Annotated in this window: 22 protein-coding genes; 13 read left to right on the plus strand and 9 right to left on the minus strand. The window is 64.3% G+C overall.

Features of this window, described 5'->3' with window-relative positions; genetic code table 11:
• Window positions 1–50: 50 nt before the first annotated feature.
• The 5 genes from C480_RS04330 (at window position 51) to C480_RS04350 (ending at window position 1,878) form a co-directional block, all read left to right on the plus strand.
• Complete coding sequence (locus C480_RS04330; protein ID WP_006664401.1) at window positions 51–275, plus strand: hypothetical protein; 225 nt, start codon at window positions 51–53, stop codon at window positions 273–275.
• 97 nt (window positions 276–372) lie between these two features.
• Entirely contained in the window at window positions 373–636 is a 264-nt protein-coding gene (locus tag C480_RS04335; protein ID WP_006664402.1) for an eL43 family ribosomal protein, read from the plus strand.
• Between the two features lie 22 nt (window positions 637–658).
• The gene (locus C480_RS04340; protein WP_004215399.1) at window positions 659–793 is read left to right on the plus strand and encodes a DNA-directed RNA polymerase subunit P; all 135 of its coding nucleotides are present in this window, start codon (window positions 659–661) and stop codon (window positions 791–793) included.
• A gap of 173 nt (window positions 794–966) precedes the next feature.
• A complete protein-coding gene (locus C480_RS04345; RefSeq protein ID WP_006664403.1) occupies window positions 967–1,233 on the plus strand; it encodes a KEOPS complex subunit Pcc1 in 267 nt (88 codons plus the stop codon).
• Window positions 1,234–1,392: 159 nt separating this feature from the next.
• Complete coding sequence (locus C480_RS04350) at window positions 1,393–1,878, plus strand: DUF2243 domain-containing protein (RefSeq protein WP_006664404.1); 486 nt, start codon at window positions 1,393–1,395, stop codon at window positions 1,876–1,878.
• Between the two features lie 47 nt (window positions 1,879–1,925).
• Here C480_RS04350 and C480_RS04355 read toward each other — a convergent pair whose 3' ends face one another.
• A complete protein-coding gene (locus tag C480_RS04355; RefSeq protein ID WP_006664405.1) occupies window positions 1,926–3,056 on the minus strand; it encodes an iron transporter in 1,131 nt (376 codons plus the stop codon).
• Between the two features lie 119 nt (window positions 3,057–3,175).
• Between C480_RS04355 and C480_RS04360 the strand changes: the two genes are divergently transcribed.
• Together C480_RS04360 and C480_RS04365 are read left to right on the plus strand one after the other, a co-directional pair.
• The gene (locus tag C480_RS04360; RefSeq protein WP_006664406.1) at window positions 3,176–3,574 is read left to right on the plus strand and encodes a prefoldin subunit beta; all 399 of its coding nucleotides are present in this window, start codon (window positions 3,176–3,178) and stop codon (window positions 3,572–3,574) included.
• Window positions 3,575–3,580: 6 nt separating this feature from the next.
• On the plus strand, window positions 3,581–3,859 hold the full coding sequence (locus C480_RS04365; RefSeq protein ID WP_006664407.1) for a DUF3194 domain-containing protein: 279 nt from the start codon (window positions 3,581–3,583) through the stop codon (window positions 3,857–3,859).
• A 99-nt stretch (window positions 3,860–3,958) separates the two neighbouring features.
• On the opposite strand, the gene C480_RS04370 is transcribed toward C480_RS04365, so the two are convergent.
• Together C480_RS04370 and C480_RS04375 are read right to left on the minus strand one after the other, a co-directional pair.
• On the minus strand, window positions 3,959–6,388 hold the full coding sequence (locus tag C480_RS04370) for an LUD domain-containing protein (RefSeq protein WP_006664408.1): 2,430 nt from the start codon (window positions 6,386–6,388) through the stop codon (window positions 3,959–3,961).
• A gap of 3 nt (window positions 6,389–6,391) precedes the next feature.
• The gene (locus C480_RS04375; protein ID WP_006664409.1) at window positions 6,392–6,898 is read right to left on the minus strand and encodes an LUD domain-containing protein; all 507 of its coding nucleotides are present in this window, start codon (window positions 6,896–6,898) and stop codon (window positions 6,392–6,394) included.
• 383 nt (window positions 6,899–7,281) lie between these two features.
• Here C480_RS04375 and hflX point away from each other — a divergent pair, with 383 nt between their 5' ends.
• A complete protein-coding gene (hflX, locus tag C480_RS04380) occupies window positions 7,282–8,616 on the plus strand; it encodes a GTPase HflX (RefSeq protein ID WP_049903212.1) in 1,335 nt (444 codons plus the stop codon).
• A gap of 24 nt (window positions 8,617–8,640) precedes the next feature.
• Here hflX and C480_RS04385 read toward each other — a convergent pair whose 3' ends face one another.
• Window positions 8,641–9,195 carry a GMP synthase subunit A gene (locus C480_RS04385; protein WP_006664411.1) on the minus strand — a complete coding sequence of 185 codons (555 nt, stop codon included), beginning with the start codon at window positions 9,193–9,195 and terminating at the stop codon, window positions 8,641–8,643.
• A 188-nt stretch (window positions 9,196–9,383) separates the two neighbouring features.
• Between C480_RS04385 and C480_RS23730 the strand changes: the two genes are divergently transcribed.
• Window positions 9,384–9,524, plus strand: a complete 141-nt coding sequence (locus tag C480_RS23730) for a hypothetical protein (RefSeq protein WP_162832063.1) — start codon at window positions 9,384–9,386, stop codon at window positions 9,522–9,524.
• 85 nt (window positions 9,525–9,609) lie between these two features.
• Here C480_RS23730 and C480_RS04390 read toward each other — a convergent pair whose 3' ends face one another.
• Both C480_RS04390 and pan1 read right to left on the minus strand, forming a co-directional pair.
• A complete protein-coding gene (locus tag C480_RS04390; RefSeq protein ID WP_006664412.1) occupies window positions 9,610–10,518 on the minus strand; it encodes a glycerophosphodiester phosphodiesterase in 909 nt (302 codons plus the stop codon).
• A gap of 193 nt (window positions 10,519–10,711) precedes the next feature.
• A complete protein-coding gene (gene pan1, locus C480_RS04395) occupies window positions 10,712–11,929 on the minus strand; it encodes a proteasome-activating nucleotidase Pan1 (protein ID WP_006664413.1) in 1,218 nt (405 codons plus the stop codon).
• Between the two features lie 242 nt (window positions 11,930–12,171).
• Between pan1 and C480_RS04400 the strand changes: the two genes are divergently transcribed.
• The 3 genes from C480_RS04400 (at window position 12,172) to rad50 (ending at window position 16,721) form a co-directional block, all read left to right on the plus strand.
• A complete protein-coding gene (locus C480_RS04400; protein WP_006664414.1) occupies window positions 12,172–12,444 on the plus strand; it encodes a MarR family transcriptional regulator in 273 nt (90 codons plus the stop codon).
• Between the two features lie 138 nt (window positions 12,445–12,582).
• Complete coding sequence (gene mre11, locus C480_RS04405; RefSeq protein WP_006664415.1) at window positions 12,583–13,980, plus strand: DNA double-strand break repair protein Mre11; 1,398 nt, start codon at window positions 12,583–12,585, stop codon at window positions 13,978–13,980.
• The gene (rad50, locus tag C480_RS04410) at window positions 13,977–16,721 is read left to right on the plus strand and encodes a DNA double-strand break repair ATPase Rad50 (RefSeq protein WP_006664416.1); all 2,745 of its coding nucleotides are present in this window, start codon (window positions 13,977–13,979) and stop codon (window positions 16,719–16,721) included. Before mre11 ends, rad50 begins: the two co-directional genes overlap by 4 nt.
• Before the next feature lie 69 nt (window positions 16,722–16,790).
• Here rad50 and C480_RS04415 read toward each other — a convergent pair whose 3' ends face one another.
• From C480_RS04415 to C480_RS23735, 3 genes are all read right to left on the minus strand, one after another.
• On the minus strand, window positions 16,791–17,360 hold the full coding sequence (locus C480_RS04415) for a DUF7346 family protein (protein WP_006664417.1): 570 nt from the start codon (window positions 17,358–17,360) through the stop codon (window positions 16,791–16,793).
• Window positions 17,357–17,998 (minus strand): DUF7322 domain-containing protein, encoded by a 642-nt coding sequence (locus C480_RS04420; RefSeq protein ID WP_006664418.1) that lies wholly within the window; start codon window positions 17,996–17,998, stop codon window positions 17,357–17,359. The genes C480_RS04415 and C480_RS04420 overlap by 4 nt, the downstream gene beginning before the upstream one ends.
• 259 nt (window positions 17,999–18,257) lie before the next feature.
• The gene (locus tag C480_RS23735; protein ID WP_006664419.1) at window positions 18,258–18,419 is read right to left on the minus strand and encodes a DUF7331 family protein; all 162 of its coding nucleotides are present in this window, start codon (window positions 18,417–18,419) and stop codon (window positions 18,258–18,260) included.
• Window positions 18,420–18,611: 192 nt separating this feature from the next.
• On the opposite strand from C480_RS23735, the gene C480_RS04425 reads away from it, so the two are divergent.
• Window positions 18,612–21,332, plus strand: a complete 2,721-nt coding sequence (locus C480_RS04425; RefSeq protein ID WP_006664420.1) for a DNA-directed DNA polymerase — start codon at window positions 18,612–18,614, stop codon at window positions 21,330–21,332.
• The last annotated feature ends 249 nt before the right edge of the window (window positions 21,333–21,581 follow it).

Below are 21,581 nucleotides of genomic sequence, written 5' to 3' on the forward strand. Positions count from 1 at the left end.
GCTGGTTGTCGGCCCTTTATCCGTGCATCTGTAATTAGATATAATTAGCCATGCTCGAGCGCGCCGACGCGATCCTGGCTATGATTCCGCTGCTCGCAGTGAGCGGACTCGCGTTGCGATCCCTGATCGCGGTGACGGGCGTGGGGACGGGGCTCCTCGCGGCACCGCTCACCCCGGCCGGTCCGCTCGTTGCGCTTGCGGTCGTCTTCCGGGAGTTACTCGTCGGACCAGTTGCCGATCGGGCTGCGGATGATGCACAAACGACTGACGAGTAGTGACTCGGTCGCTGGCGGCGCGCTACCGACACGAAAAAGCGGGCGGGAACACTAACTCAACAGGTTTAAGAATCCACTCCGGATAGACAGCAGTACTATGGCCGATAAAGGAACCATCGGTAGCGCGGGCCGCTTTGGCGCACGCTACGGTCGCGTCGCCCGGCGTCGCATCAGCGAGATCGAAGACGACATGGAGAACGCACAGGTCGACGGTGACGACGTGACACGCGTCGGGACCGGTATCTGGAAGAACGAAGCGACCGGCGAAGTCTTCACCGGCGGTGCCTACCGTCCGGAGACGCCCGCCGGTCGCACCGTTCAGCGCTCGATCCGCGCTGCGCTCGCCGAGGACGACGACTAACGCCTCTCTATCCCCTCTTAGAATGAGTTACAAGTGCTCCCGCTGTAAACGTGACGTGCAACTCGACGAGTACGGCGGCGTCCGCTGTCCCTACTGCGGTCACCGCGTGCTCCTGAAAGAACGCAGTCGTGACGTCAAGGAAGTCGACGTCAACTAACGCCGACCGCCCGTCTGTGACCGTCGGTATCGACGCCGATACGGGACTCACCCCTGCGACGTCGAACTCGGCGACACCTAGTCCCAGGCCGCGGCCATGCCGGCGTCGACGGCCGATGACTGCCCACAACAGCGTTCAGTTTTGAACTACTCAACTCTCAAACACCGATTTCCGTGGCCTCACACGACACACTCCTCGAGTTCGACTACGAATCGTCCGAGCGGGCAACAGTCGTCGCCGAGAGCGTCGCTCGCGAGATCGGTGAGATCGACGACGAGCGCTCCCGGACAACGATCGAGCGGGACGGATCGGTCGTCACGATTCGGATCGATGCCGAGGACGTGATCGCACTTCGGGCAGCGGTGAATACCTGGTTTTCGCTGATCGATGTCGCCGAACGCACGGCGGAGATCGGTGTCGCTGCGCGCCGCGACCGTTAATCGACGGAACCATGTCAGTACTGGTACTAATACTGGTTTCCGGTTCCAGTGCCGGTTTCCGGTGAACTCGTTCCGCCTCGAGCCCATCGGTACGACTGCGACTGTGGCCGCGGCAGTTGCTGGTTTCCGTTTTTTGCCCGCCGTCGTCGAAGCCGGCGTATGTCGACAGCCGCCGGTACGCGTCGTCGATTGGTGCTCGCTGGCGGAACGATCGGGTTCGGGTTCGGCGCGGTCATCGACACCGTGGTCTTTCACCTGACGTTCCAGACGCACCACCTCCTCTCGGGATACTACGATCCGTACAGTCTCGACGGGTTGCGGACGAACGTCATGTTCGACGGGCTCTTTCTGGTGGCGACGCTCGGAATCACGCTCGTGGGGCTCGGGTTGCTCTGGCGGCTCGTCAACGGAACCGCCGAACGGTTTTCGACCCGGTACCTGCTCGGTGCGATCGTCGTCGGTGCGGGCGTGTTCAACGTCTACGACGGCATCGTCGACCACTACGTGCTCGACCTGCACAACGTCGTCCACGGAACGGAGGCGTGGAATCCGCCGTGGGTCGTCGTGAGCGTCCTGTTGCTCGTCCTCGGTCTGGTCCTCCTCCGAACGGCTGACGGCCCCGTTCTGACCGCTGATACGGAATAGTTCAAGTGATTCCCCGTCGGTCCGGCGAAACAAGTTGGTAGGTGCGACTACCGCGTATCGAGCGGCAGCCGAACCGTCGTTGATTCGAGAAACGCCGTCTCGTACCCTTCGTGACGCGCCATCTGCGGCGGCGTCTCGAGGGTGATCGAGAGGGTGTCGCCGCGCTCGATGGTGTTCGGATCGACGGGCGTTCGATAGTGGTGTCCGTGCCGCGGGTCGATCGTCCCTTCGAGCGGCCCGCCGGCGATCCGATCACCGTCTGTCGAGATCGTAGCCGTCAGCGACGCAAACGGAAGTGCGTACCGGTTGTACGCCGTCCGCGTCGTCACCGCGAGCGCTGGAGCGTCCGTTCCCGCCGCGTTTCGGGCATCGTCCTCGACGAACGCGGCGACGTAGGCGATATCGTCGCTCGTTTCGGATCCGAGCCGAGTGACACCATCGCGATCGAGCGCGAGTTCAGCGGACTCGGTACGTTCGCCATCACTATCGCGGCCGCGACCGTGTTCGCCTCCGGCGTGGTCAGCCATCGGTGCGAGCGCGTCGGATTCGCCTCGGCCCTCGTCCGCGTCGATCAGCCGGCGCTCGAGTGCATCGATCGCGGCGGCCTCGTACTCGAACTCGAGGTCGACGGTCGTCGTCCCAAAGTCACCGGCGAGGGAACCGGTCGGCGCGGCACTTGGCGGGCCGACTCGGACCGTCGCCGTGTAGGTCCCATCGCCGTCGAGCGGGACGTTATCGCCGTAGTGGGGCCCCATTCGCTGCGAGAGCATCGGCCAGAGATCTCGCTGGTCGATTCGCTCGCCGTCGTCGCTCGCCCTCCCGCGCCGAATCCGCACCGTCACCGGTGCAGGGAGAATCACACCCGTCTCCGCATCCCGAACGACCACCATCAGGTGGAGTGCGTGTCGGGATCGAACGTCGGCCCGGCTCCGCTCCGCGCCGGTGACGACCCAGAAGGAGTGCGGGCGCGACCCCAGCAGCGAGAGTTCGCGCCCGGCTGCGGTCGTCTTCGCGTAGGGAAGCATCTCGTCGACGTGGGGTGGCACGTAGACGCCCTCGGGCGGGTCGACCACGAGTTCGCGCCAGGCGTCCTCGCGCCGGAGCGTCTCGAGACAGCCGGCGGTAAGCGAGACCGAGAGGGCGGACCCGCCAGCTGTGAGTACGTTGCGGCGTCGCATCGCTCGTTCACTCCGTACACTCCACCGCCACGCGGGAAGGGCTACGGGCTGCACCAGCAGCCCGGCGCTGTCCGAACGCAAAGCTTGGCTTTATCAGTGCGGAGGGCGACGGTCGAGACATGCAAGGGAATCTGCCGCCGGAGGCACAGGAGAAAATCGAACAGCTTCAGGACCTGCAAGAGACCGCCCAGCAGGTCGCCGTCCAGAAACAGGAGACCGAATCGGGTCTCACCGAGGCCCAGAACGCCCAGAACGAACTCGAGAACATCGACGAGGACACCACGATGTACCGGCAGGTCGGCGACCTCCTCGTCGAGACGGACTACGAGGCAGCCGAGGACGACCTCGACGAAAAGGTCGACTCGCTCGAACTCCGCCTCGAGACCCTCGAAAAGCAGGAAGATCGCGTCCAGGACCAGTTCGAGAGCCTGCAGGACGAACTCGAAGACCTGCTCGGCGGCGCGGGCGGCATGGGCGGCCCGGCCGGCCCCGGCGGCCCGGGTGCAGGCGGCGCGTAACTGTCGATGTCGACCAGTGATTCGACGGACGAGCGACCGAACGAGCCGACCGACGAGGAAGTCGTCCAGACGGCCGCCGAGGCCGCAGAAGGGCTGATCTTCTCGCGGTACAAGCAGTCGAACGTACGCGATCTCGACGTGACGGTGTCGTTCGAGGACGGCGTTCTCGAAGTCGACGTCTATCTCAACGCGCCCGAGCGTGACAGCGGGACTGACCCGGAGGAGGTTGCAGACGAGGCCGCACGCGTTGCTCGCGAGGCGGTCGACGACCTGTTCGGGGAATAATTCTCCAGCGTCCTCTCTGTCGCCTGTTCGCCTGTTTTCACACCCCTTTGAGCCACCCGTCCAACCGGAAGCGACCGGCACGAATCCAAGACAACCGTGCTACACGGTCGAATCCGGCGCGAGCACCTCGATCGGGTGGGGAACGTCCCGCTCGAGTAACGCCTCGAGCTGGTCGCCGCAGGAGGTTCCCGAGGCGACGACCAGATCCGTCCCCCCGTGGTCGAACTCCCGGGCAAGCCGGTCGCCAACGTCCATACTGACCTCGTAGTACTCCCGCTTGTAGCCGAAGGAACCGGCCATCCCGCAGCACTCGACCGAGGAAGTCCGTGGCGCGTAGCCACAGCGCTCGAGCAGGGCCGTCGTCGGCGCTTCGAGATCGAGCGTGCGCTGCTGGCAGTGCGAGTGGTAGGCGATCGACCGGTTGCCATCTCCATCTCCATCTCTATCTCCATCGCCATCCTCACCACCATCGCTATCGCCCGTCGAGAGCACGCTCGGGTCCGCCCCCTTCTCGAGCAGGCCGAAGACGAACTCGCAGATCTCGTAGGTGTTGTCCCGCAGGCGTTCGAACGACCGTTCCGGCAGGAATCGTTCGTACTCGCGCTGGAACGCCGCCAGGTCGGACGGTTCGATGACGACGACATCGCGGCCCGCGTCCAGGTCTTCGGCCAGCGCGGCGTAGACCCGGCTGGCCTGTCGATCCGCCGTCGCAACCATCCCCTGCGAGAGGGGTGCACGCCCGCTTTCGGGCAGGTCGGGAACCGAGACGGGAACGCCGAGCGCCTCGAGCGTTCGGACGGCGGCTTTCCCGCGGTCGGTGTCGACGTAGTTGGTGTAGATATCTGGGTAGAGGACGACCTCGCGGTCGAGTTCACTGTGTCGATCTTCCGGACCGGCGGCCGCTGCCCGTCGTCTCGATTCGCGTTCGCCGCCGCGGGCCGCGAACCAGTCGACGAGCGATCGTCGTTCGAACGTCGGCAGGTCCCGTCGACGGTCAATCCCGAGCGTGCGCTCGAGCAGCGAGCGGACGAGTTCGGTGTCGCCGAGCCAGTTCGAGACGGGCGCGGTCGCGCTGCCGAGTTTCGTCACGGTGGCAATATTGCCGAAGAAGCGCTTCCCGAGGTCGAATCCGTCCGGTTCGTCGTCCGGCGTCAGGCCGTCGACGAGGAAGTCGTAGGCCTCGGGGTCGTCGTCGCGGTTGACGCGGTCCCTGACGACGGTGTTGATCCAGGGGATATCGATCTTCACCGGGCAGGCGTCGACGCAGCGCGTGCAGCCGGTACAGAGATCGTTGAACTCGGCTGCGGAATCCTGTCCGTGGACGCCGGCCTCCCAGCCGGTAGCGATGCCGCCGGAGTAGGTCTCGCCACCGAAGCCGTGGCCGCCGACGGACTGGAAGTTCGCACACGAGTTCGAACAGGCACCACAGCGGATGCAGTAAAGCGTCTCCCGCAGTTGGTCGTCCTCGCGCATGTCCGTGCGGCCGTTGTCGAGGAGAACGAGGTGGAACTCGCGGTCTCGGTTGGCGCCAGCGGTGCCATCATCGCCGCCGAGCGGTTCGTCGGGTGACTCGAAGTCGACGGTCGGCGAGTTCGTCGGCGGCGAGAGCATCGTCACGTACTGGGAGAGCGGCTGCCCCGTCGCGCTCTTTGCGATCAGGTCGACGAACGGTTCGAGGTCGCGAACCGAGGGGATCAGTTTCTCGACGCCGGCGATGGCGACGTGCGTATCGGGCGTGACGGCGCACTTGCGGGCGTTGCCCTCGTTCGTCACGAGCGCGATCGTTCCGCTGTCGGCGGCGACGAAGTTCGCACCAGTAATGCCGACGTCGGCGGCCTGAATACGCTCGCCGAGGTGGTCGCGGGCGAATCTCGTGAGCGCTTCCGGCGTGTCGAACTCGACGTCGGGGTCGAACTGTTCGACGAACAGGTCGGCGATTTCCTCGCGAGTGAGGTGCATCGCGGGGCCGACGATGTGCGAGGGCGTGTCGTCCGCGACCTGGAGGACCCACTCGCCGAGGTCGGTTTCGGTGACGTCGATACCGTCAGCTTCGAGGGCGTCGTTGAGGTCGATCTCCTCGGTCGTCATCGATTTGGATTTGACGACCGACGGCCGGTTTCTGTCGCCATCGCCGGCCCCGCTTTCCTCGCTGCCGGTAGCCGCTTCCGAGCCATCGGTGTCCGCGCGGTCTTCGACCACGTCGGCCACGTACGCGTTCGCGTCGGCGGCGTCGTCCGCGAGGTAGACCGTGCCGCCGTTCGCTTCGACCGCCTCGCGGACCGTCTCGATCAACTCGGGGAGACGATCGATGGCATCTTCTTTGATCGCCCGCGCCTCGGTTCGCAGCGCGTCGAGGTTGTCCGTCTCGTCGTAGGCCTGCGCACGGCGATAGTTCGAGACGCTGGTCTGGGTGTGGATCGCTTCGCCTTCGGTCTCGAGCAGGTGACGGAGGTGGGCGGCAGTTTCCGCTCGCGAGTTCGGTGCTGCGCCCGTGTCGGACTGGCCTGGTTCGTGGCTGCGTTCGGCCATCGGTTATCGGTCCTCCAGTACGACGACGGTGACCTCGCCGGGGCCGTGGACGCCGTGGACGAGTCCGCCCATGTCGGCGGTCGCGCTCCGGCCCGTCGCGAAGACGATGCTGTCGCCGCCGGCCGCGAACCGGTCGGCGAGGCGGTCGAATCCGGCCCCGATGTCCGGGACGATATCGCTCGCCGCGACGACGGCGACGTGGTGCTCCGGGTAGAGGCTGACCGGTTCGTCGCCGGCTGCCCGTGACTCGATCGCGACGGTACCGTACTCCGCGATCGCAAACGTGGCCGGCGTGATGCCGGTTCGGGCGTCCGCGAGTTCAGTAGCCGTCGGCTCCGCCGCGACTCGTTCGGGAAGCGAAACGCCGTCGAACGGCAGCGGGACGCCGACGGCCGGGGTTTCGAGGACCGCGTCGAGCCGGTCGGTCGCACCGGCCGCCGACGTGAACGCGACGCTCACCGCGAGTTCGTCGAGGCTGCGTTCAAATCGGCCGACTGTATCGGTTGTCATTATCTACCATGTTCTGGTGGGAGACCAATAGCGTGGCGGTCGTCTCGATCCCGCCCTGATCGGAATTGTGCTCCCCATTCACACACCACCCAAAGCGCTATATCGGTCGTTCCTGAAGTAAACGCGAGGACATGGAGACCCTTTTCAGCCGGTAAGCCGGGATCGCTCGCCGCCGTCGTGAGCGGCAGTTTCGGACCGAGAGTACCGCGTTCACATCGGACACCGAACAAGTTCGGGTCCGCGAAGACGCGACACTGCGAAATCGCAACGCGGCGAAACCACACGGCGAGCACCCGGCCGTCACCACGTCGAGAGCCGCGGCTCCCGCGCGAACCGCGGCGAGCACCGATTCCGTCCCGACTCATGCCACCGAACACCCACTCATGGTACAATCGAACACGCCGACTCGACGCACAGTCATCGCGAAACGATCAGCAACCGCTCCCGTGGATACCGACGAAATCACCGAGTTAGCCCGCGCAACCGGACACGAAATCGTCGCCGAACGCACCCAGGTCGGTCCCGAGGACCCCGGCACCCACTTCGGGACCGGCAAGGTCACCGAACTCGCCAGGACCGTCGCGGACCGAAACGCCGAGCGCGTCGTCGTCGACGGCGAACTGACGCCGAATCAGCACCACGCGCTCGCGTCGGCGATGCCGGACGAGACGGCCGTCATCGACCGCTACCGGCTCGTTCTCGAACGGTTCGAGGACGGTGCCGGCACGCGCCGCGCGCAACTGCAAGTTGAACTCGCGACGCTGCAATATGAACTCCCACGCGTGATCGAAGCCGCGGACGAAGGGCTACTCAACCGACAAACCGAAACGGGGTCACCGGTCTATGACATCCGCGATCGAATCGACCGTCTCGAACGCAAACTGTCCGCGTGTCCCGACCCAGCGGCTGAATTTCGAAAACGCCGTCGCGAAGCGGGATTCGATCTCGTCACGATCGCGGGCTACACCAACGCCGGCAAGTCGACGCTGTTGCACCGGTTCGCCGACGACCTGTCGTACTCGCCACCCGCGCGCTCGCGATTGACCGACCAATCACCGGAGACGCCAGCGACGGATCGCTCCGACGACGCCCCGACCGCCACCATCGCGGATCGCCTCTTCGAAACCCTCGAAACGACGACGCGGCGAGCGACCATCGGCGGCCGCCCCGTCCTCGCGACCGACACCGTCGGTTTCGTCGACGACCTTCCGCACGAACTCGTCGAATCCTTCAGCGCGACGCTCTCGGAGGCGGCCGCCGCGGACGTCGTCGTGCTGGTCGTCGACGCGAGCGATCCCCCGGCCCGCTTTCGCGAGCGGCTCACGGTCTCGCTCGACGTGCTCGACGCGCAGGGCGTCGACGACGACCGCATCATCACCGCCCTGAACAAAGTCGATCTGCTCAGCGTCCGCGAACGGGCGCGTCGCTGCTCGGTAGCACGGTCGATCCTCCCGGCATCCGCCTCGGACCCGATCCCGATAAGCGTTCGAACGGGGCGGCACCTCGAACCGCTTCGGACGGCGGTCCTGGACCGGCTGCCGGCCGAACGGGCGGTGTTTCGGCTGCCGAACTGCGACGACGCAATGTCACTCGTCTCGCGGGCGTACGACCGCACGTCGGTCGATACCGTCGACTACGACGGCGATACCGTGACGCTCGTCTGTCGCGGTCGGCCGTCGGTTATCGAACGGTTGCGAGCGACCGCAGAAGAACTCTAACGCTCGTTCGGTTCGGCCGCTCGCTTACGCTGCTTCGCAGATATCCCGGAAGTTCTCGAAGATCGCGTCGCCCTCCGCAGTGTGGGCGACCTCCGGGTGCCACTGGACGCCGTAAAGGTCGCGGTCGGTGTCGCTCATCGCTTCGATGCCGCAGACGTCGCTCGTGGCCGTCCGTTCGAAGCCGTCGGGGAGTTCGACGACCTCGTCGGCGTGGCTCGCCCAGACCCGCGTTTCGGGGTGCAGGCTCCCGGTGAGCGGGTCGTCCGCGTCGACGAGTTCAACGGTAACGTCGGCGTAGCCGCCGTAGTCGCCACCCTCGACGCGGCCGCCGAGTTCCTCGGCGATGAGTTGCATTCCGAGACAGATGCCGAGGACGGGGACGTCCGCCTCGAGATACTCGGCGGAAGCGCCGATGCGGTCCATGTCCGGTCCGCCCGAGAGGACGACGCCGTCCGCATCGATCGCTTCCGGTGGGGTGTCGTTGTCGATCAATTCCGTGTCGACGCCGAGGTCGCGAAGCGCCCGACGCTCTAAGTGCGTAAACTGCCCGTGGTTGTCCACCACGACGATCTTCGTCATTACGGGCCTCTAGCCAGTCACTCGGTAAAAACGGTCCGGAAGCGAAACGCCACATGATGGCGGTATTTCGTCTCCCGGCGGCTTCTCGGATGGCCTGCATCGCTGGCCACCGCTGCTGCTGTCCTACTGCTGTTGTCCCACTGCCGCTGTCCGGTACGTTTATACGCTCGTCAGCGAACGGTATGGATATGGCAGTCGATCTCAACGAGTTCAAGCATCCGGCCTGGATCACCGCGCTCGGAACGGGCGCTGGCTACCTGTTGCTCCTCGCGGTGTTGACGATCGCCCTTTTCGTCGTGCCGTGGCTCGTCTTCTCGGCATTGCTGTAAGAGAAAGGGGAGAGAGCCAGACGTTACGTCTTCCCACGCGTTCGAGCCTCGCTGCGCTACCGACGGTGAAACGACCGTCGGCGGATTACACCCGTTTGCCGGTTCCGAACTCGAGGACGCTCGGATAATCCGCGATAAGCCCGTCGACGCCCAGTTCGAGGGGCCGGCGTGCCTCCTGCCAGGTATCGACGGTGTAGACGTTCACCGCACGGCCCTCCTCGTGAGCCGTTTCGACGAGTTCGGTATCGAGGACGCCGAGCGACGGGTTGACCGCCTCGGCATCGAGTTCGCGCGCGATCTGCAGATTTTCGTCTTTGTTCGACCCGAAGAGCTTCGCGACCGACACGCTCGGATCGACGTTCCGGACCGCCTCGAGCGCGGCCGTCTGGAACGAGGAGACGTAGAACTCGCCCGGATAGTCGGCTGCGATCGAGAGGGTGCGTTCGGCGACTTCCTGCCAGGAGTAGTCGCCGTTGTCCTTGAACTCGATGTTCATCGTGACGTTCGGGCGGGCGGCGTCGAGAACCGCCGCAAGCGTCGGCACCGTTTCCCCGCTCTCGAGAACTTCGGCTCCGAGCACCGTTTCGGCGGGCGTCTCGGCGACGCGTCCCGTCTCGTCGGTCAGATCGTCGAGGAACTCGTCGTGGAAGACGACGATTTCGCCGTCCGCTGACGGTTGAATGTCGATCTCGATGCGATCCGCTCGGAGCCGCGACGCACCGGCGACCGCCGCGACCGTGTTTTCCGGGTAGATATCGGCGTACCCGCGGTGTGCAGTCAGGTGTGGACCGTGCGTCGCACCGGAGCGAGAGCGCTCAGACGGGGCTACTCGGTCGTCGCCCTCCCGTGCCGCACCGGTGTCGCTCATACCGACGGTCCCGACTGCGAGTCCCGTAACTGCTCCGATCGTTCCGAGGATCGTCCGCCGACCGGCCGCGCCAGCTGTGTGCCGTTGCTGTGCCGTCTTGTCGGAATCGGGCTGTCTTCCCGCCATCACGACGGACCACCCGACTGACAACAAAGATCGTTTATATGAGTGCTACATATCACAAATTCTGCTCCGTGCTGGTATAGAGAGATTCTCGATCCCGTGCGCGAAAAGCGGCCGCTGGCGAGTTCACGATCGTCGGCAGAAATGATAGTAGACGGTTCCTCGAAACAGCCGACAGCCCAACAGGAGCGACCGATCAGGCGAACGTCTTCGACACGTCTTCGGTCTCGTCGGATTCGGCCTGGACCTTGTCCCAGGCGTTCTCGAAGTCCGCCATCTGAATCTCGGTGCGGTCGTCGCGGATGGCGAACATCCCGGCCTCGGTACAGACCGCTTTGATGTCGGCACCGGAGGCCTCGTCAGCCGCTTCGGCGAGTGCGCTGAACTCGACGTCGTCGGCGACGTTCATGCCGCGGGTGTGGATCTCGAAGATGATCTCGCGGCCCTCCTGGTTCGGCTTCGGAACTTCGATGAGGCGGTCGAAGCGACCGGGACGGAGGATCGCGCGGTCTAGCATGTCGAAGCGGTTGGTCGCGGCGATGATGCGGATTTCGCCGCGGTCCTCGAAGCCGTCCATTTCGCTCAGGAGTTGCATCATCGTCCGCTGGACCTCGGCGTCGCCGGAGGTCTTCGACTCCGTGCGCTTGGCGGCGATGGCGTCGATTTCGTCGATGAAGATGACGGCGGGTTCGTGCTCGCGTGCGACCTTGAACAGGTCCCGGACCAGTTTGGCTCCCTCGCCGATGAACTTGTGGACGAGTTCGGAGCCGGCCATCTTGATGAAGGTGGCGTTGGTCTGGTTGGCGACGGCCTTTGCGAGCATGGTCTTCCCGGTGCCCGGCGGGCCGTACAGCAGGACGCCACTCGGCGGGTCGATCCCGACATCGTCGAACATGTCGGGCTTCTCGAGGGGCATCTCGACGGTTTCGCGGACTTCCTGCATCTGGTCTTCGAGGCCGCCGATGTCCTCGTAGCTGACTTCGGGACTCTCGGTGACTTCCATGACGCGGGCCCGAACGTCGGTTTCGTTGGAGAGCGTCTTGACGATAGAGAGGGAGTTGTTGACGGCGACGCGGGCGTCGGGGTCGATCTCCTCGCGCATCTCGTCGGTCACTTCGGTCAGGGCTTCCTGGTTGTTCCCGTGCTGTTTGATGATGATGCCCTCGTCGGTGAGTTCCTGGACGGTGGCGACGAACAGCGGGGACTGCTTTAGCTTCTTGTTCTCGTGCGTGAGCCGCTCGAGTTTCTGCTGGTACTTGTTGTTCTCGGCGTTCGCGTCGAGGAGTTTGTCGCGCATCTCCTCGTTTTGCGACTCGAGGATTTCCAGCTGATCCTCGAGCGCCTGGATTTTCTCCTGTTGGGACGCCTCGTCCTCGTCATATGGGAGGTCGACGTCGTCCACAGTGTCAGTCATCACCCGTTCCTTGGGTGTTGGTTCATAAGAGGCTTCGGGTCATCTGTCCCCGCTGAAGCCGGTTGTGCCGACAGATTCAACCGGCTTCGATTCCGCCGCTTCTCGCCGAGACCCGCTCGGTGACCCGTCTCTCCAGCCGCGTTCCACGACGAGTTCAGTGCTCCATCACGCGCTAGATATAACCACAAAGCATTATACGAAACAGAAAATATTATCATCTCGTATTCGGTAATGGGTATACGATGAGTGCTTCAGAGACGTTTCGTCAGGAGACCGAACAGGAGCGAGGAAGTTGGGACGACGTTCGCGAACTCCCCCCGAGTGCTAAACTCGTTGCAAAGGTCCTCGAGTACAACGATACGATGACCCAACAGCAGATCGCCGACGAGACCCTGCTCCCCGCTCGAACGGTGCGCTACGCGCTGAACCGGCTCGACGAGGAGAACGTCGTCGACGCTCGCTTTTCCTTCTCGGACGCCCGCAAGCGCCTGTACAGTCTCGATATCGACGCCTGAACGGCCACAATCGGAACCCGCGGCGATGTAGATAATTCGATCCGCGAGCCGTCGTTCCCGAGTCGAGATTTCTCAGCGAAGACTACTTTCACTCCGGTCGCGGAACCTCTTTAGGGCCCACACACCAATGACGGGTAGATGACACGGGTGATACACACGGGCGACACCCACATCGGGTACCAGCAGTACAACTCGCCCGCGCGCCGACGGGACTTTCTCGAGGCGTTTCGAACCGTCGCCGAGGACGCGGTCGCGGCCGACGTCGACGCCGTGATCCACGCCGGTGATCTCTTTCACGACCGCCGGCCGGGACTGGTCGACCTCCAGGGCACCATCGACGTCCTCCGAACGCTCGACGACGCCGACATCCCCTTTCTCGCAATCGTCGGCAACCACGAGGGCAAACGCGACGCACAGTGGCTCGACCTCTTCGCCGACATCGGCCTCGCGACGCGACTCGGGCCGACCCCAGAGGTCGTCGGCGACATCGCCATCTACGGACAGGACTTCGTCCCCCGCTCTCGGCGAGACGAACTCGACTACGAGTTCAGTCCGCGTCCCGACGAGGCGACGCACGCGGCGCTGGTGGGCCACGGTCTGTTCGAACCGTTCGCCCACGCGGACTGGGACACCGAACGCATGCTCGAGGAGGCGACCGTCGAGTTCGACGCCGTGCTCCTCGGGGACAACCACGCGCCCGAGACCGCGGACGTGCTCGACACCTGGGTCACGTACTGCGGGTCGACCGAACGTGCGAGCGCCAGCGAGCGCGAGGCGCGGGGCTACAATCTGATCGAGTTCGAGAGCGAGGCCGCCGGGAACGACGAGGACGACGGCGTCGCCATCAGCCGCCGCGCGCTCACCGACACCCGCGAGTTCGTCTTCGTCGACGTTGAACTCGAGGCGGACGAAGGCATCGACCGCGTGCAAGAACGCGTCCGCCAGCACGAGCACGATGTCGAGGACGCCGTCGTCATCGTGACGGTCGAGGGCGAGGGTCGCCCGATCACCCCGGCCGCCGTCGAAGAACTCGCGCTCGACCGCGGTGCGCTCGTGGCCCGGATGAACGACCGGCGGGAGCTGCCGGACGAAACCGAGGAGGTGACGGTGAGTTTCGCCGATCCCGACGCCGCCGTGCGAGAGCGGGTCCGGGAACTGGGACTCAGCGACGCCGCCCTCGGTATCGACGAGACGGTTCGCAACGACGAGTTGCCGAACTCGAACGTTCGCGAGACGGTCGAGCGCCGCGTCCGTGACCTTCTCGAGGACGATCGGGCCGCGTTCGATCCAGTCCCGGACCGCGAGCCTGCAGACGAGGACGTGACGACGGTTGCGGATCAACTCGGGGACACAGACACGGAGTCCACCGCGGCGACAGCCAGCGACGAGGGCGAAGGGGAAGGGGAAGAAGAAGGAGAACGGAAAGGGGCGAGCGAACCCGCCGGAACCGAGGGTACTGCGGCGACGACCGAGGACGGCGGCCGGGCGGACGGCGACGGAGAGACCGACCACGCCTCACTGGGTGATTTCGCGTGAGAGCCGACCGAATCCGCCTGCTGAATTTCAAGTGCTACGGCGACGCCGATCTCACCCTGCAACGCGGCGTCACCGTCGTCCACGGCGTCAACGGCAGCGGCAAATCGACGCTGCTCGAGGCCGTCTTCTTCGCCCTCTATGGCTCGAAAGCGCTCGACGACCGCACGCTCGACGACGTGATCACGACCGGCGAAGACGAGGCGGAAATAGAACTCTGGTTCACCCACGACAACCGGGAGTACCGCGTCGAGCGCCGACTCAAACTCCGCGGCGACCGGGCGACGACGACGAAGTGCGTCCTCGAAACGCCCGCGGACACCATCGAGGGCGCACGCGACGTGCGACGGACGATCACCGAACTCCTCCGGATGGACGCCGAGGCGTTCGTCAACTGCGCGTACGTCCGCCAGGGCGAGGTCAACAAGCTCATTCACGCCTCGCCGAGCGACCGCCAGGACATGATCGACGATCTACTCCAACTCGGCGCGCTCGAGGAGTACCGCGAGCGCGCGAGCGAGGCCCGTCTCGGCGTCAAGACCGTCCTCGACGGCCAGCGCGAAGTTCTCGACGACGTCCGCTCGCAGGTCGAACAGAAAGAAGCGCAGGATCTTCACGACACGCTGAACGCCCTCGAAACCGAACGCGACGAACTCGTCGACGAACTCGAGCACTACGAAACCCAGCGCGAACAGGCCGTCGACACGTTAGAAACCGCTCAGGACGTGCTCGACCGCCACGAGGAGACACGCGAGGAGATCGAAACGCTCACCGACGCGATCGAAACGCTCCAGTCGAAGATCGGCGAAACCGAACGACAACGCGAGACCGCCCAGAACGAGATTCGCGACCGGAAGGAAACCCGCGAGGAACTCGCCGAGGAGCGCGACGACCTGCTCGCCGAACTCGACTGCGACATCGACCCTGCCGGCGACACCGACGGCGACGCCGACAACGACGAGACGATCGAGAGCCACATCGCCGACCTCGAAGCCCGCGACGAGGAACTCCAGGACGAACTCGCGGACGTTCGGGCCTCGATCCGGACGAAAACCGAGGAACAGGAACGGCTCCGCGAAGCGGCGGACGATCTCGACGCGCAGGCGGCCGACGCCCGCGAGGACGCCGCCGAGTTCGGCGAGCGACTCGACGACGACGAATCGGAGATTGACGCGCGCGAGGAGAAACTCGCCGACCTCGAAGACGAGATCGAGTCGCTCCGAGAGCGGTTTGTGGATGGAGAGGCGACGGACGACGGCGACAGCGACAACGACGCCGCAGTCGCGTTTGGCGAGACGCAGGCACGGCTCGACGCACTCGAGACGGAGCGCGAGGAGATCGTCGCCGATCGAAACGACATCACTGCAGACCTCAAGGCGGTCGACAACGCCATCGAGGAGGCGGAAGCGTTACTCGAGGCGGGCAAGTGCCCCGAGTGCGGCCAGCCCGTCGAGAACTCGCCCCACGTGGACGTGTTAGACGAGAAACGCGAGGAACGCGCCGAACTCGCGGAGCGCCGCGACGAACTCGAGACGGAACGAGCCGAACTCGACGCGCGTCTCGAAGACCTCGAAGCGCTCCGTGAGGCCGAGCGGCGCGTCGAACGACTCGAAGACAACCGCGACAACGTCGCGCAACTGCTCTCCGAGAAACGGGCGGCCGTCGCTGAGCGACGCGACCAGCGGGACGCACTTCTCGAGGAGGCTGATGACCTCGAATCCGAGGCGGAATCGAAGCGCGAAGCGGCGGCCGATCTCGAATCCGAAATCGACGAGATCCGGGCGACGCTTGGCGAGATAAACGGCGAACGGAGCGACCTCAAGGAAACCATCCGGACGCTCGAACGCGTGCGCGAAATCGTCGACGAGCGCGCCGAACTCGAGCGGGAGATCCAGACTCGGCGGGATCGTCGGGCCGACTGGCAGGAGATGAACGACGAGCGCCGCGAGACGCTCTCGACGAAACGCGACCGCAAGCGCGACCTCGATTCCGAGTTCGACGAGGACCGCGTTCAAACGGCGCGCGAAGACAAGCAAAACGCCGAGGGCTACATCGATCAGGTCGACGAGAAACTGGCCGAACTCGAGGCCGAACGCGACGATCTCCAGGGGAAGATCGGCGGCATCGAGGAGAAACTCGACGAACTCGAGCGGCTTCGGGATCGCCTCGATACCGTCGAGCAGCGGTGTGAAACCCTCGAATCGCTGTACGGCGAGGCCGAAACCCTCCAGACGACCTACGGCGAGTTACGGTCGGAACTGCGCCAGCGAAACGTCGAGACGCTCGAACGCCTGTTGAACGAGACGTTCGAACTGGTCTACCAGAACGACTCCTACGCGGGGATCGACCTCGACGGCGACTACCAATTGACGGTCTACCAGAAGGACGGCGAGAGCCTCGATCCCGAACAGCTCTCCGGCGGCGAGCGCGCGCTCTTTAACCTCAGCCTGCGGTGTGCCATCTACCGCCTGCTCGCCGAGGGCGTCGAGGGTGCCGCTCCGATGCCCCCGCTCATCCTCGACGAGCCGACCGTCTTCCTCGACTCCGGCCACGTCACGCAACTCGTCTCCCTGGTCGAGTCGATGCGCGACCTCGGCGTCGAACAGATCGTCGTCGTCAGCCACGACCGCGAACTCGTCGGCGCGGCGGACTCGCTGGTCCGCGTCGAGAAGGATGCAACGTCGAATCGCTCGCGACTCGAACGCGGCGAGCCGCCCGAAGCGACACTCCTCGCAGCAGAATAACGGCTCTCATAGTTCGCTCTTCGTCTCCCGGCACCGATAAAACCCGATCGGCCACTCGCTACTTGACCGCTACGACTCTCGCGTTTCGAGAGGCGGCTTGCGAACCGAACTCGTGTCGTCCGTCTCGCCCTCCTGGGGCGCGGTGTCCGTCTCCGTACTCGTATCCGCACCGAGTTGGTTACCGGACTCCGAACCCGCATCGACCGCGGTATCGAATCGAATCGTTTCCAGTGCTCGTTCGCCCGTATCCGTGAGCCGATACCCTCGCCGGCCGTCGACCCCGAGTTCAACCTCGGTAAGCAGGCCGGCGCTCGTCAGGACGGTCAATCGACCGTGGAGATCGCTTTCACAGAACTCGCATCCGGCGAGTATCGTCCGCACGTCGAGCGGCCCCCGGTCTGCGAGTTCAACGAGGAGGCCGAGCGTGGCCTCGTCGTGGACGGTCGTCAGCAGCGTTCTGACGGGGCTGCTGACGACCTCGGCAACGGGGGTGAATTCCTCGTCAGCGTCGACCGAATCGAGGCGGTCGTTCTGAACGTAACACTCGTTGCCGGTCTGAGGATCCCGAACGAGGCTCGCGTGTTCGGAGCGTTTGAGAAGCAGATATCGTTTGCCGGTGTCATCTTGGACGGTTGTCATGGTCTGTCAGAGTCGTCCGGTATCCGTTGTTCGGGACCATCCCCTGAAGTACTTTTGCCAGCGTCAGTATTCCTGGCTGCCCCGTCGCTGCTTGCGGGGTCTTGCTCCGAGTCGTCGGCCGTCTCGCCGTCGTGCGTGAACTCGTCGCTGCGGGCCTGGTAGGACCGGTATCGACGGTAGGCGAACCCGAAGAGAACGACGCCACCGATGACGAGTCCGACGCCGTGGGCCGAGACCCCCTCGAAAAGTAAAAAGAGGAGGCCGAGCGAGAGCGCGAGAACGGCGGCGTTGATCACCAGGACGAGTCCCCAGAAGATGTTGAGTAGTTCCGATGGAACGTCGGACTCGGTCGTCGAGACCTCCGGAATGGGAATCGAGTCGAGTTCGTGATCGGCGACGAGGTCGTCGTGGAGCGTCGAGCCGGCGTCTTCGGTCTCGACTGCTGGGATCGTCAGCGAATCGCTCTCGGGATCGGCGAACTCGGCTTCGGGGTCCCACTCCTCGGTAGGATCGAGTGACGACTCGCTCTCGTGTGGCCGGGAGTGTTCGTTCTCGTCCGCTGTTGTGTCTCGGTCCCCGCTCTCGTCGCTGTCTTCGTGTGTACGCTCGGAGTTCCCGGGAGTCCGATCGGATACCACAGGTGGGCAGAAGACGAGCACCCGCAAAAGGATTCGCGTTCGTCGGTCGCAGTTGGAGCCATGTTCATCAGTCGCAGTTGGAGCCGCATCCGTCGGTTGCAGTTGTGATACGCGGTTCTGATCAGGTTGCAGGTCGTAGGTTACAGTTCACGAGTTGCAATTCGCGGGTTGCAGGCCACAGATCATCGGTTGCAGACCGCGGCTTGTCACACGGTCGAACGCACCCGCGCCGTCTTTCGATCAGACGGCACGTCCGCGTTCAGGCGACCTCCGTGAGCACCAATGTCCGGGAGGTTTCGACCCACGCGAGCGGGTTCTGGGCATCGAAGAAGACGACGCCGTCGTCAGTCTCGTAGGATTCGATCGTCGGGGACTCTACAGCGGAACTACGATCCGTCACGTCGTCGGTAGCAGTTGACATCTCGGTCACCCGAGCTCTTGGTATGTGTTACCACATTATATGTCTTTTTACCGCTGCAATATCACGTTGGGGCGGGGACCAACAAAATCGGTAGCGGCGCTACGCACGGACCCACAGATACCCGTCTCCAGGTGGCGACGGAGCGGCGTGGATTGCAGGGGTTTTTATTCACCGGCTACAAAGCCCGATACCATGACTGAGGCGGGCCAGACCGGACTCACGGAGTTCTCAGAGGAGTCCGCAACGCGGCCGGACGAAGAGGCAGTCGCCGTCGCGGGCAACGGAGGAACCACCACGACCGAGGTGGTAGACGTCGTCGAGGAAACCCTCCCCGAACCCAACGGTGAACTCGAACTCGCGGTGATGCAGGTCGATTACACGATCGCCGGCTACGGCGACGAGGAACGGCCGATCATGCACGTATTCGGGCGGACGACCGAGAACGAACTCGAACACGTTCAGTTCGTCGGCTTCCGACCGTACTTCTACGCGCCAACCGAGACCCTCGACCGCCCGCCCGCGGAACAGTACGATCGACTCACGGGCAGCGAAACCGAAGACGAGAACGGCGAGCCCTACGAGAGCATCCGCGGCGAGCGACTCACGAAAATCTTCGGCCAGACGCCCCGCGACGTGGGGCAGATCAGGGACGATTTCGAGCACTACGAGGCCGACATCCTGTTCCCAAACCGGTTTCTTATCGACAAGGACGTTCGTAGCGGGATCCGCATCCCCGAGCGCCGAGCGGAGGACGGCTCGCTCGTCGTCCCCCACGACGAGGTCGCGGCCGTCGACGTCGACGCCGATCCCCGCGTCTGTATGTTCGACATCGAGGTCGAGGACCGCCACGGCTTCCCCGAAGACGGCGAAGAGAAAATCCTCTGTCTCACCAGCCACGATTCCTACCGCGACGAGTACGTCATGTGGATCTGCGAAGCCGACGCGGGCGACGGCGAAATTCCCTCGGCGATCGAGGAGTACGACCCGATCGAGGACGGGATCGACCACGCGATCCGGAGCTTCGAGACAGAGGAGGCGATGCTCGAAGCGTTCATCGAGTACGTCTCCGAAACGGACCCCGACGTGCTCACCGGCTGGAACTTCGAGGACTTCGACGCGCCGTACTTCCTCGACCGACTCGAAGAACTCCAGGGCTCACACCACGAGTTCGATCTCTCGACCGACCGCCTCTCGCGCGTCGACGAGGTCTGGCGAAGCGGCTGGGGCGGCCCGGACATCAAGGGCCGAGTCGTCTTCGACCTGCTCTATGGCTACCAGCGGATGGTCTTCTCCGAACTCGATTCCTACCGGCTCGACGCGGTCGGCGAAGCCGAGTTAGGGGTCGGCAAGGAGCGCTACGCCGGCGACATCGGCGACCTCTGGGAGGACGACCCCACGCAACTGCTCGAATACAACCTCCGGGACGTGGAACTCTGCGTCGAACTCGACCGCCAGCAGGAAATCATCCCGTTCTGGGACGAGGTGCGCTCGTTCGTCGGCTGTAAACTCGAGGACGCGCCGACGCCCGGCGACGCGGTCGACATGTACGTTCTCCACCAGGCCTACGGCCAGTTCGCGCTGCCCTCGAAGGGCCAACAGGAGGCCGGCGAGGAGTACGAGGGCGGCGCGGTCTTCGAGCCGATCACGGGCGTCAAGGAGAACGTCACCGTGCTCGACCTGAAGTCGCTGTACCCGATGTGCATGACGACGATCAACGCGTCGCCGGAGACGAGGGTCGATCCCGAAACCTACGACGGCGAGACCTACGTCGCACCCACCGGGACCCACTTCCGAAAGGAACCCGACGGCGTGAACCGGGAGATGATCACCGAACTCCTCGCCGAGCGCGAGGAGAAAAAGGCGCTGCGAAACGAGCACGAACCCGGCACGCCCGAGTACGAACAGTACGATCGCCAGCAGGGCGCGGTGAAGGTCATCATGAACTCGCTCTACGGCGTGTCGGGGTGGGAGCAGTTCCGACTCTACGACAAGGAAGCCGCATCCGCGATTACGGCGACCGGCCGCGAAGTGATCGAGTTCACCGAGACTGCCGCGGACGAACTGGACTATCAGGTTGCCTACGGTGACACCGACTCGGTCATGCTCGAACTCGGTCCGGACGTGTCCAAGGCGGACGCGCTCGAGCAATCCTTCGACATCGAGGAGTACATCAACGGCCGCTACGACGACTTCGCCCGGAAGGACCTGAACGCCGAGGAGCACCGCTTCCAGATCGAGTTCGAGAAACTCTACCGGCGCTTCTTCCAGGCCGGCAAGAAGAAACGCTACGCCGGCCACATCATCTGGAAGGAGGGCAAGGACGTCGACGACATCGACATCACCGGCTTCGAGTACAAACGCTCGGACATCGCCCCGATTACGAAGGAAGTCCAGCATCGTGTCATCGAGATGATCGTCCGCGAGGGCGATATTGAGGGGGCGAAAGAGTACGTCAACGGCATCATCGAAGACGTCCGCGCGGGTGCGGTCTCGCCCGAGGAAATCGCCATCCCCGGCGGCATCGGCAAGCGACTGGACAACTACGACACCGATACGGCCCAGGTTCGCGGCGCGAAGTACGCCAACCGACTCCTCGGTACCAACTTCCAGCGCGGCAGCAAGCCGAAACGGCTCTACCTCGATCGGGTCGATCCCACTTTCTTCGAAGCACTCGAAGCCGAGGAGGGACTCGACGCGCGAACCGATCCGGTCTACGGCGCGTTCAAGCGCGACCCCGACGTGATCTGTTTCGAGTACGAGGATCAACTTCCCGAGGCGTTCGAGATCGACTACGACACGATGTTAGAGAAGACGCTGAAGGGGCCGATCGAGCGAATTCTCGAGGCGCTCGGCGTCTCCTGGGAGGAAGTAAAGAGCGGTCAGGAGCAGAAGGGACTGGACAGTTTCATGTGACCGTCCCGGGCGGCACACGTCGCCGTCGCTCGAAGCGCGCACTACCGTTCGTTTTTGCACTAAGTATGCAATAGATGCCTTGCAGTTCATCGTCTGATACGAGCAGCCGGCACATGGCATCCGTCTGGGTCGATAAGGCACAATAGAGAGCCGCACCAGACGATACATGCCGTTACTGGGCCAAGATTTAGCCGTCGACATGGTCCCTTCCAATCGGGTTCCGGTCGTCGTGTTACAGCGCCGTGACTA

It is taken from the genome of Natrialba aegyptia DSM 13077 (assembly GCF_000337535.1).
Taxonomy (GTDB): Archaea; Halobacteriota; Halobacteria; order Halobacteriales; family Natrialbaceae; genus Natrialba; species Natrialba aegyptia.

What these genes read in the sequence shown, in the direction of transcription:
- C480_RS04340 (WP_004215399.1), top strand. Translation starts at nt 659, where the DNA reads ATGAGTTACAAGTGCTCCCGCTGTAAACGTGACGTGCAACTCGACGAG.
- C480_RS04335 (WP_006664402.1), top strand. Translation starts at nt 373, where the DNA reads ATGGCCGATAAAGGAACCATCGGTAGCGCGGGCCGCTTTGGCGCACGC.
- C480_RS23735 (WP_006664419.1), bottom strand. Translation starts at nt 18,419, where the DNA reads ATGTCAACTGCTACCGACGACGTGACGGATCGTAGTTCCGCTGTAGAG.
- mre11 (WP_006664415.1), top strand. Translation starts at nt 12,583, where the DNA reads ATGACACGGGTGATACACACGGGCGACACCCACATCGGGTACCAGCAG.
- C480_RS04390 (WP_006664412.1), bottom strand. Translation starts at nt 10,518, where the DNA reads ATGGCGGGAAGACAGCCCGATTCCGACAAGACGGCACAGCAACGGCAC.
- C480_RS04330 (WP_006664401.1), top strand. Translation starts at nt 51, where the DNA reads ATGCTCGAGCGCGCCGACGCGATCCTGGCTATGATTCCGCTGCTCGCA.
- C480_RS04400 (WP_006664414.1), top strand. Translation starts at nt 12,172, where the DNA reads ATGAGTGCTTCAGAGACGTTTCGTCAGGAGACCGAACAGGAGCGAGGA.
- hflX (WP_049903212.1), top strand. Translation starts at nt 7,282, where the DNA reads ATGGTACAATCGAACACGCCGACTCGACGCACAGTCATCGCGAAACGA.
- C480_RS04385 (WP_006664411.1), bottom strand. Translation starts at nt 9,195, where the DNA reads ATGACGAAGATCGTCGTGGTGGACAACCACGGGCAGTTTACGCACTTA.
- C480_RS04355 (WP_006664405.1), bottom strand. Translation starts at nt 3,056, where the DNA reads ATGCGACGCCGCAACGTACTCACAGCTGGCGGGTCCGCCCTCTCGGTC.
- C480_RS04375 (WP_006664409.1), bottom strand. Translation starts at nt 6,898, where the DNA reads ATGACAACCGATACAGTCGGCCGATTTGAACGCAGCCTCGACGAACTC.
- C480_RS04370 (WP_006664408.1), bottom strand. Translation starts at nt 6,388, where the DNA reads ATGGCCGAACGCAGCCACGAACCAGGCCAGTCCGACACGGGCGCAGCA.
- C480_RS04365 (WP_006664407.1), top strand. Translation starts at nt 3,581, where the DNA reads ATGTCGACCAGTGATTCGACGGACGAGCGACCGAACGAGCCGACCGAC.
- C480_RS04415 (WP_006664417.1), bottom strand. Translation starts at nt 17,360, where the DNA reads ATGACAACCGTCCAAGATGACACCGGCAAACGATATCTGCTTCTCAAA.
- C480_RS04360 (WP_006664406.1), top strand. Translation starts at nt 3,176, where the DNA reads ATGCAAGGGAATCTGCCGCCGGAGGCACAGGAGAAAATCGAACAGCTT.
- C480_RS23730 (WP_162832063.1), top strand. Translation starts at nt 9,384, where the DNA reads ATGGCAGTCGATCTCAACGAGTTCAAGCATCCGGCCTGGATCACCGCG.
- C480_RS04350 (WP_006664404.1), top strand. Translation starts at nt 1,393, where the DNA reads ATGTCGACAGCCGCCGGTACGCGTCGTCGATTGGTGCTCGCTGGCGGA.
- C480_RS04425 (WP_006664420.1), top strand. Translation starts at nt 18,612, where the DNA reads ATGACTGAGGCGGGCCAGACCGGACTCACGGAGTTCTCAGAGGAGTCC.
- pan1 (WP_006664413.1), bottom strand. Translation starts at nt 11,929, where the DNA reads ATGACTGACACTGTGGACGACGTCGACCTCCCATATGACGAGGACGAG.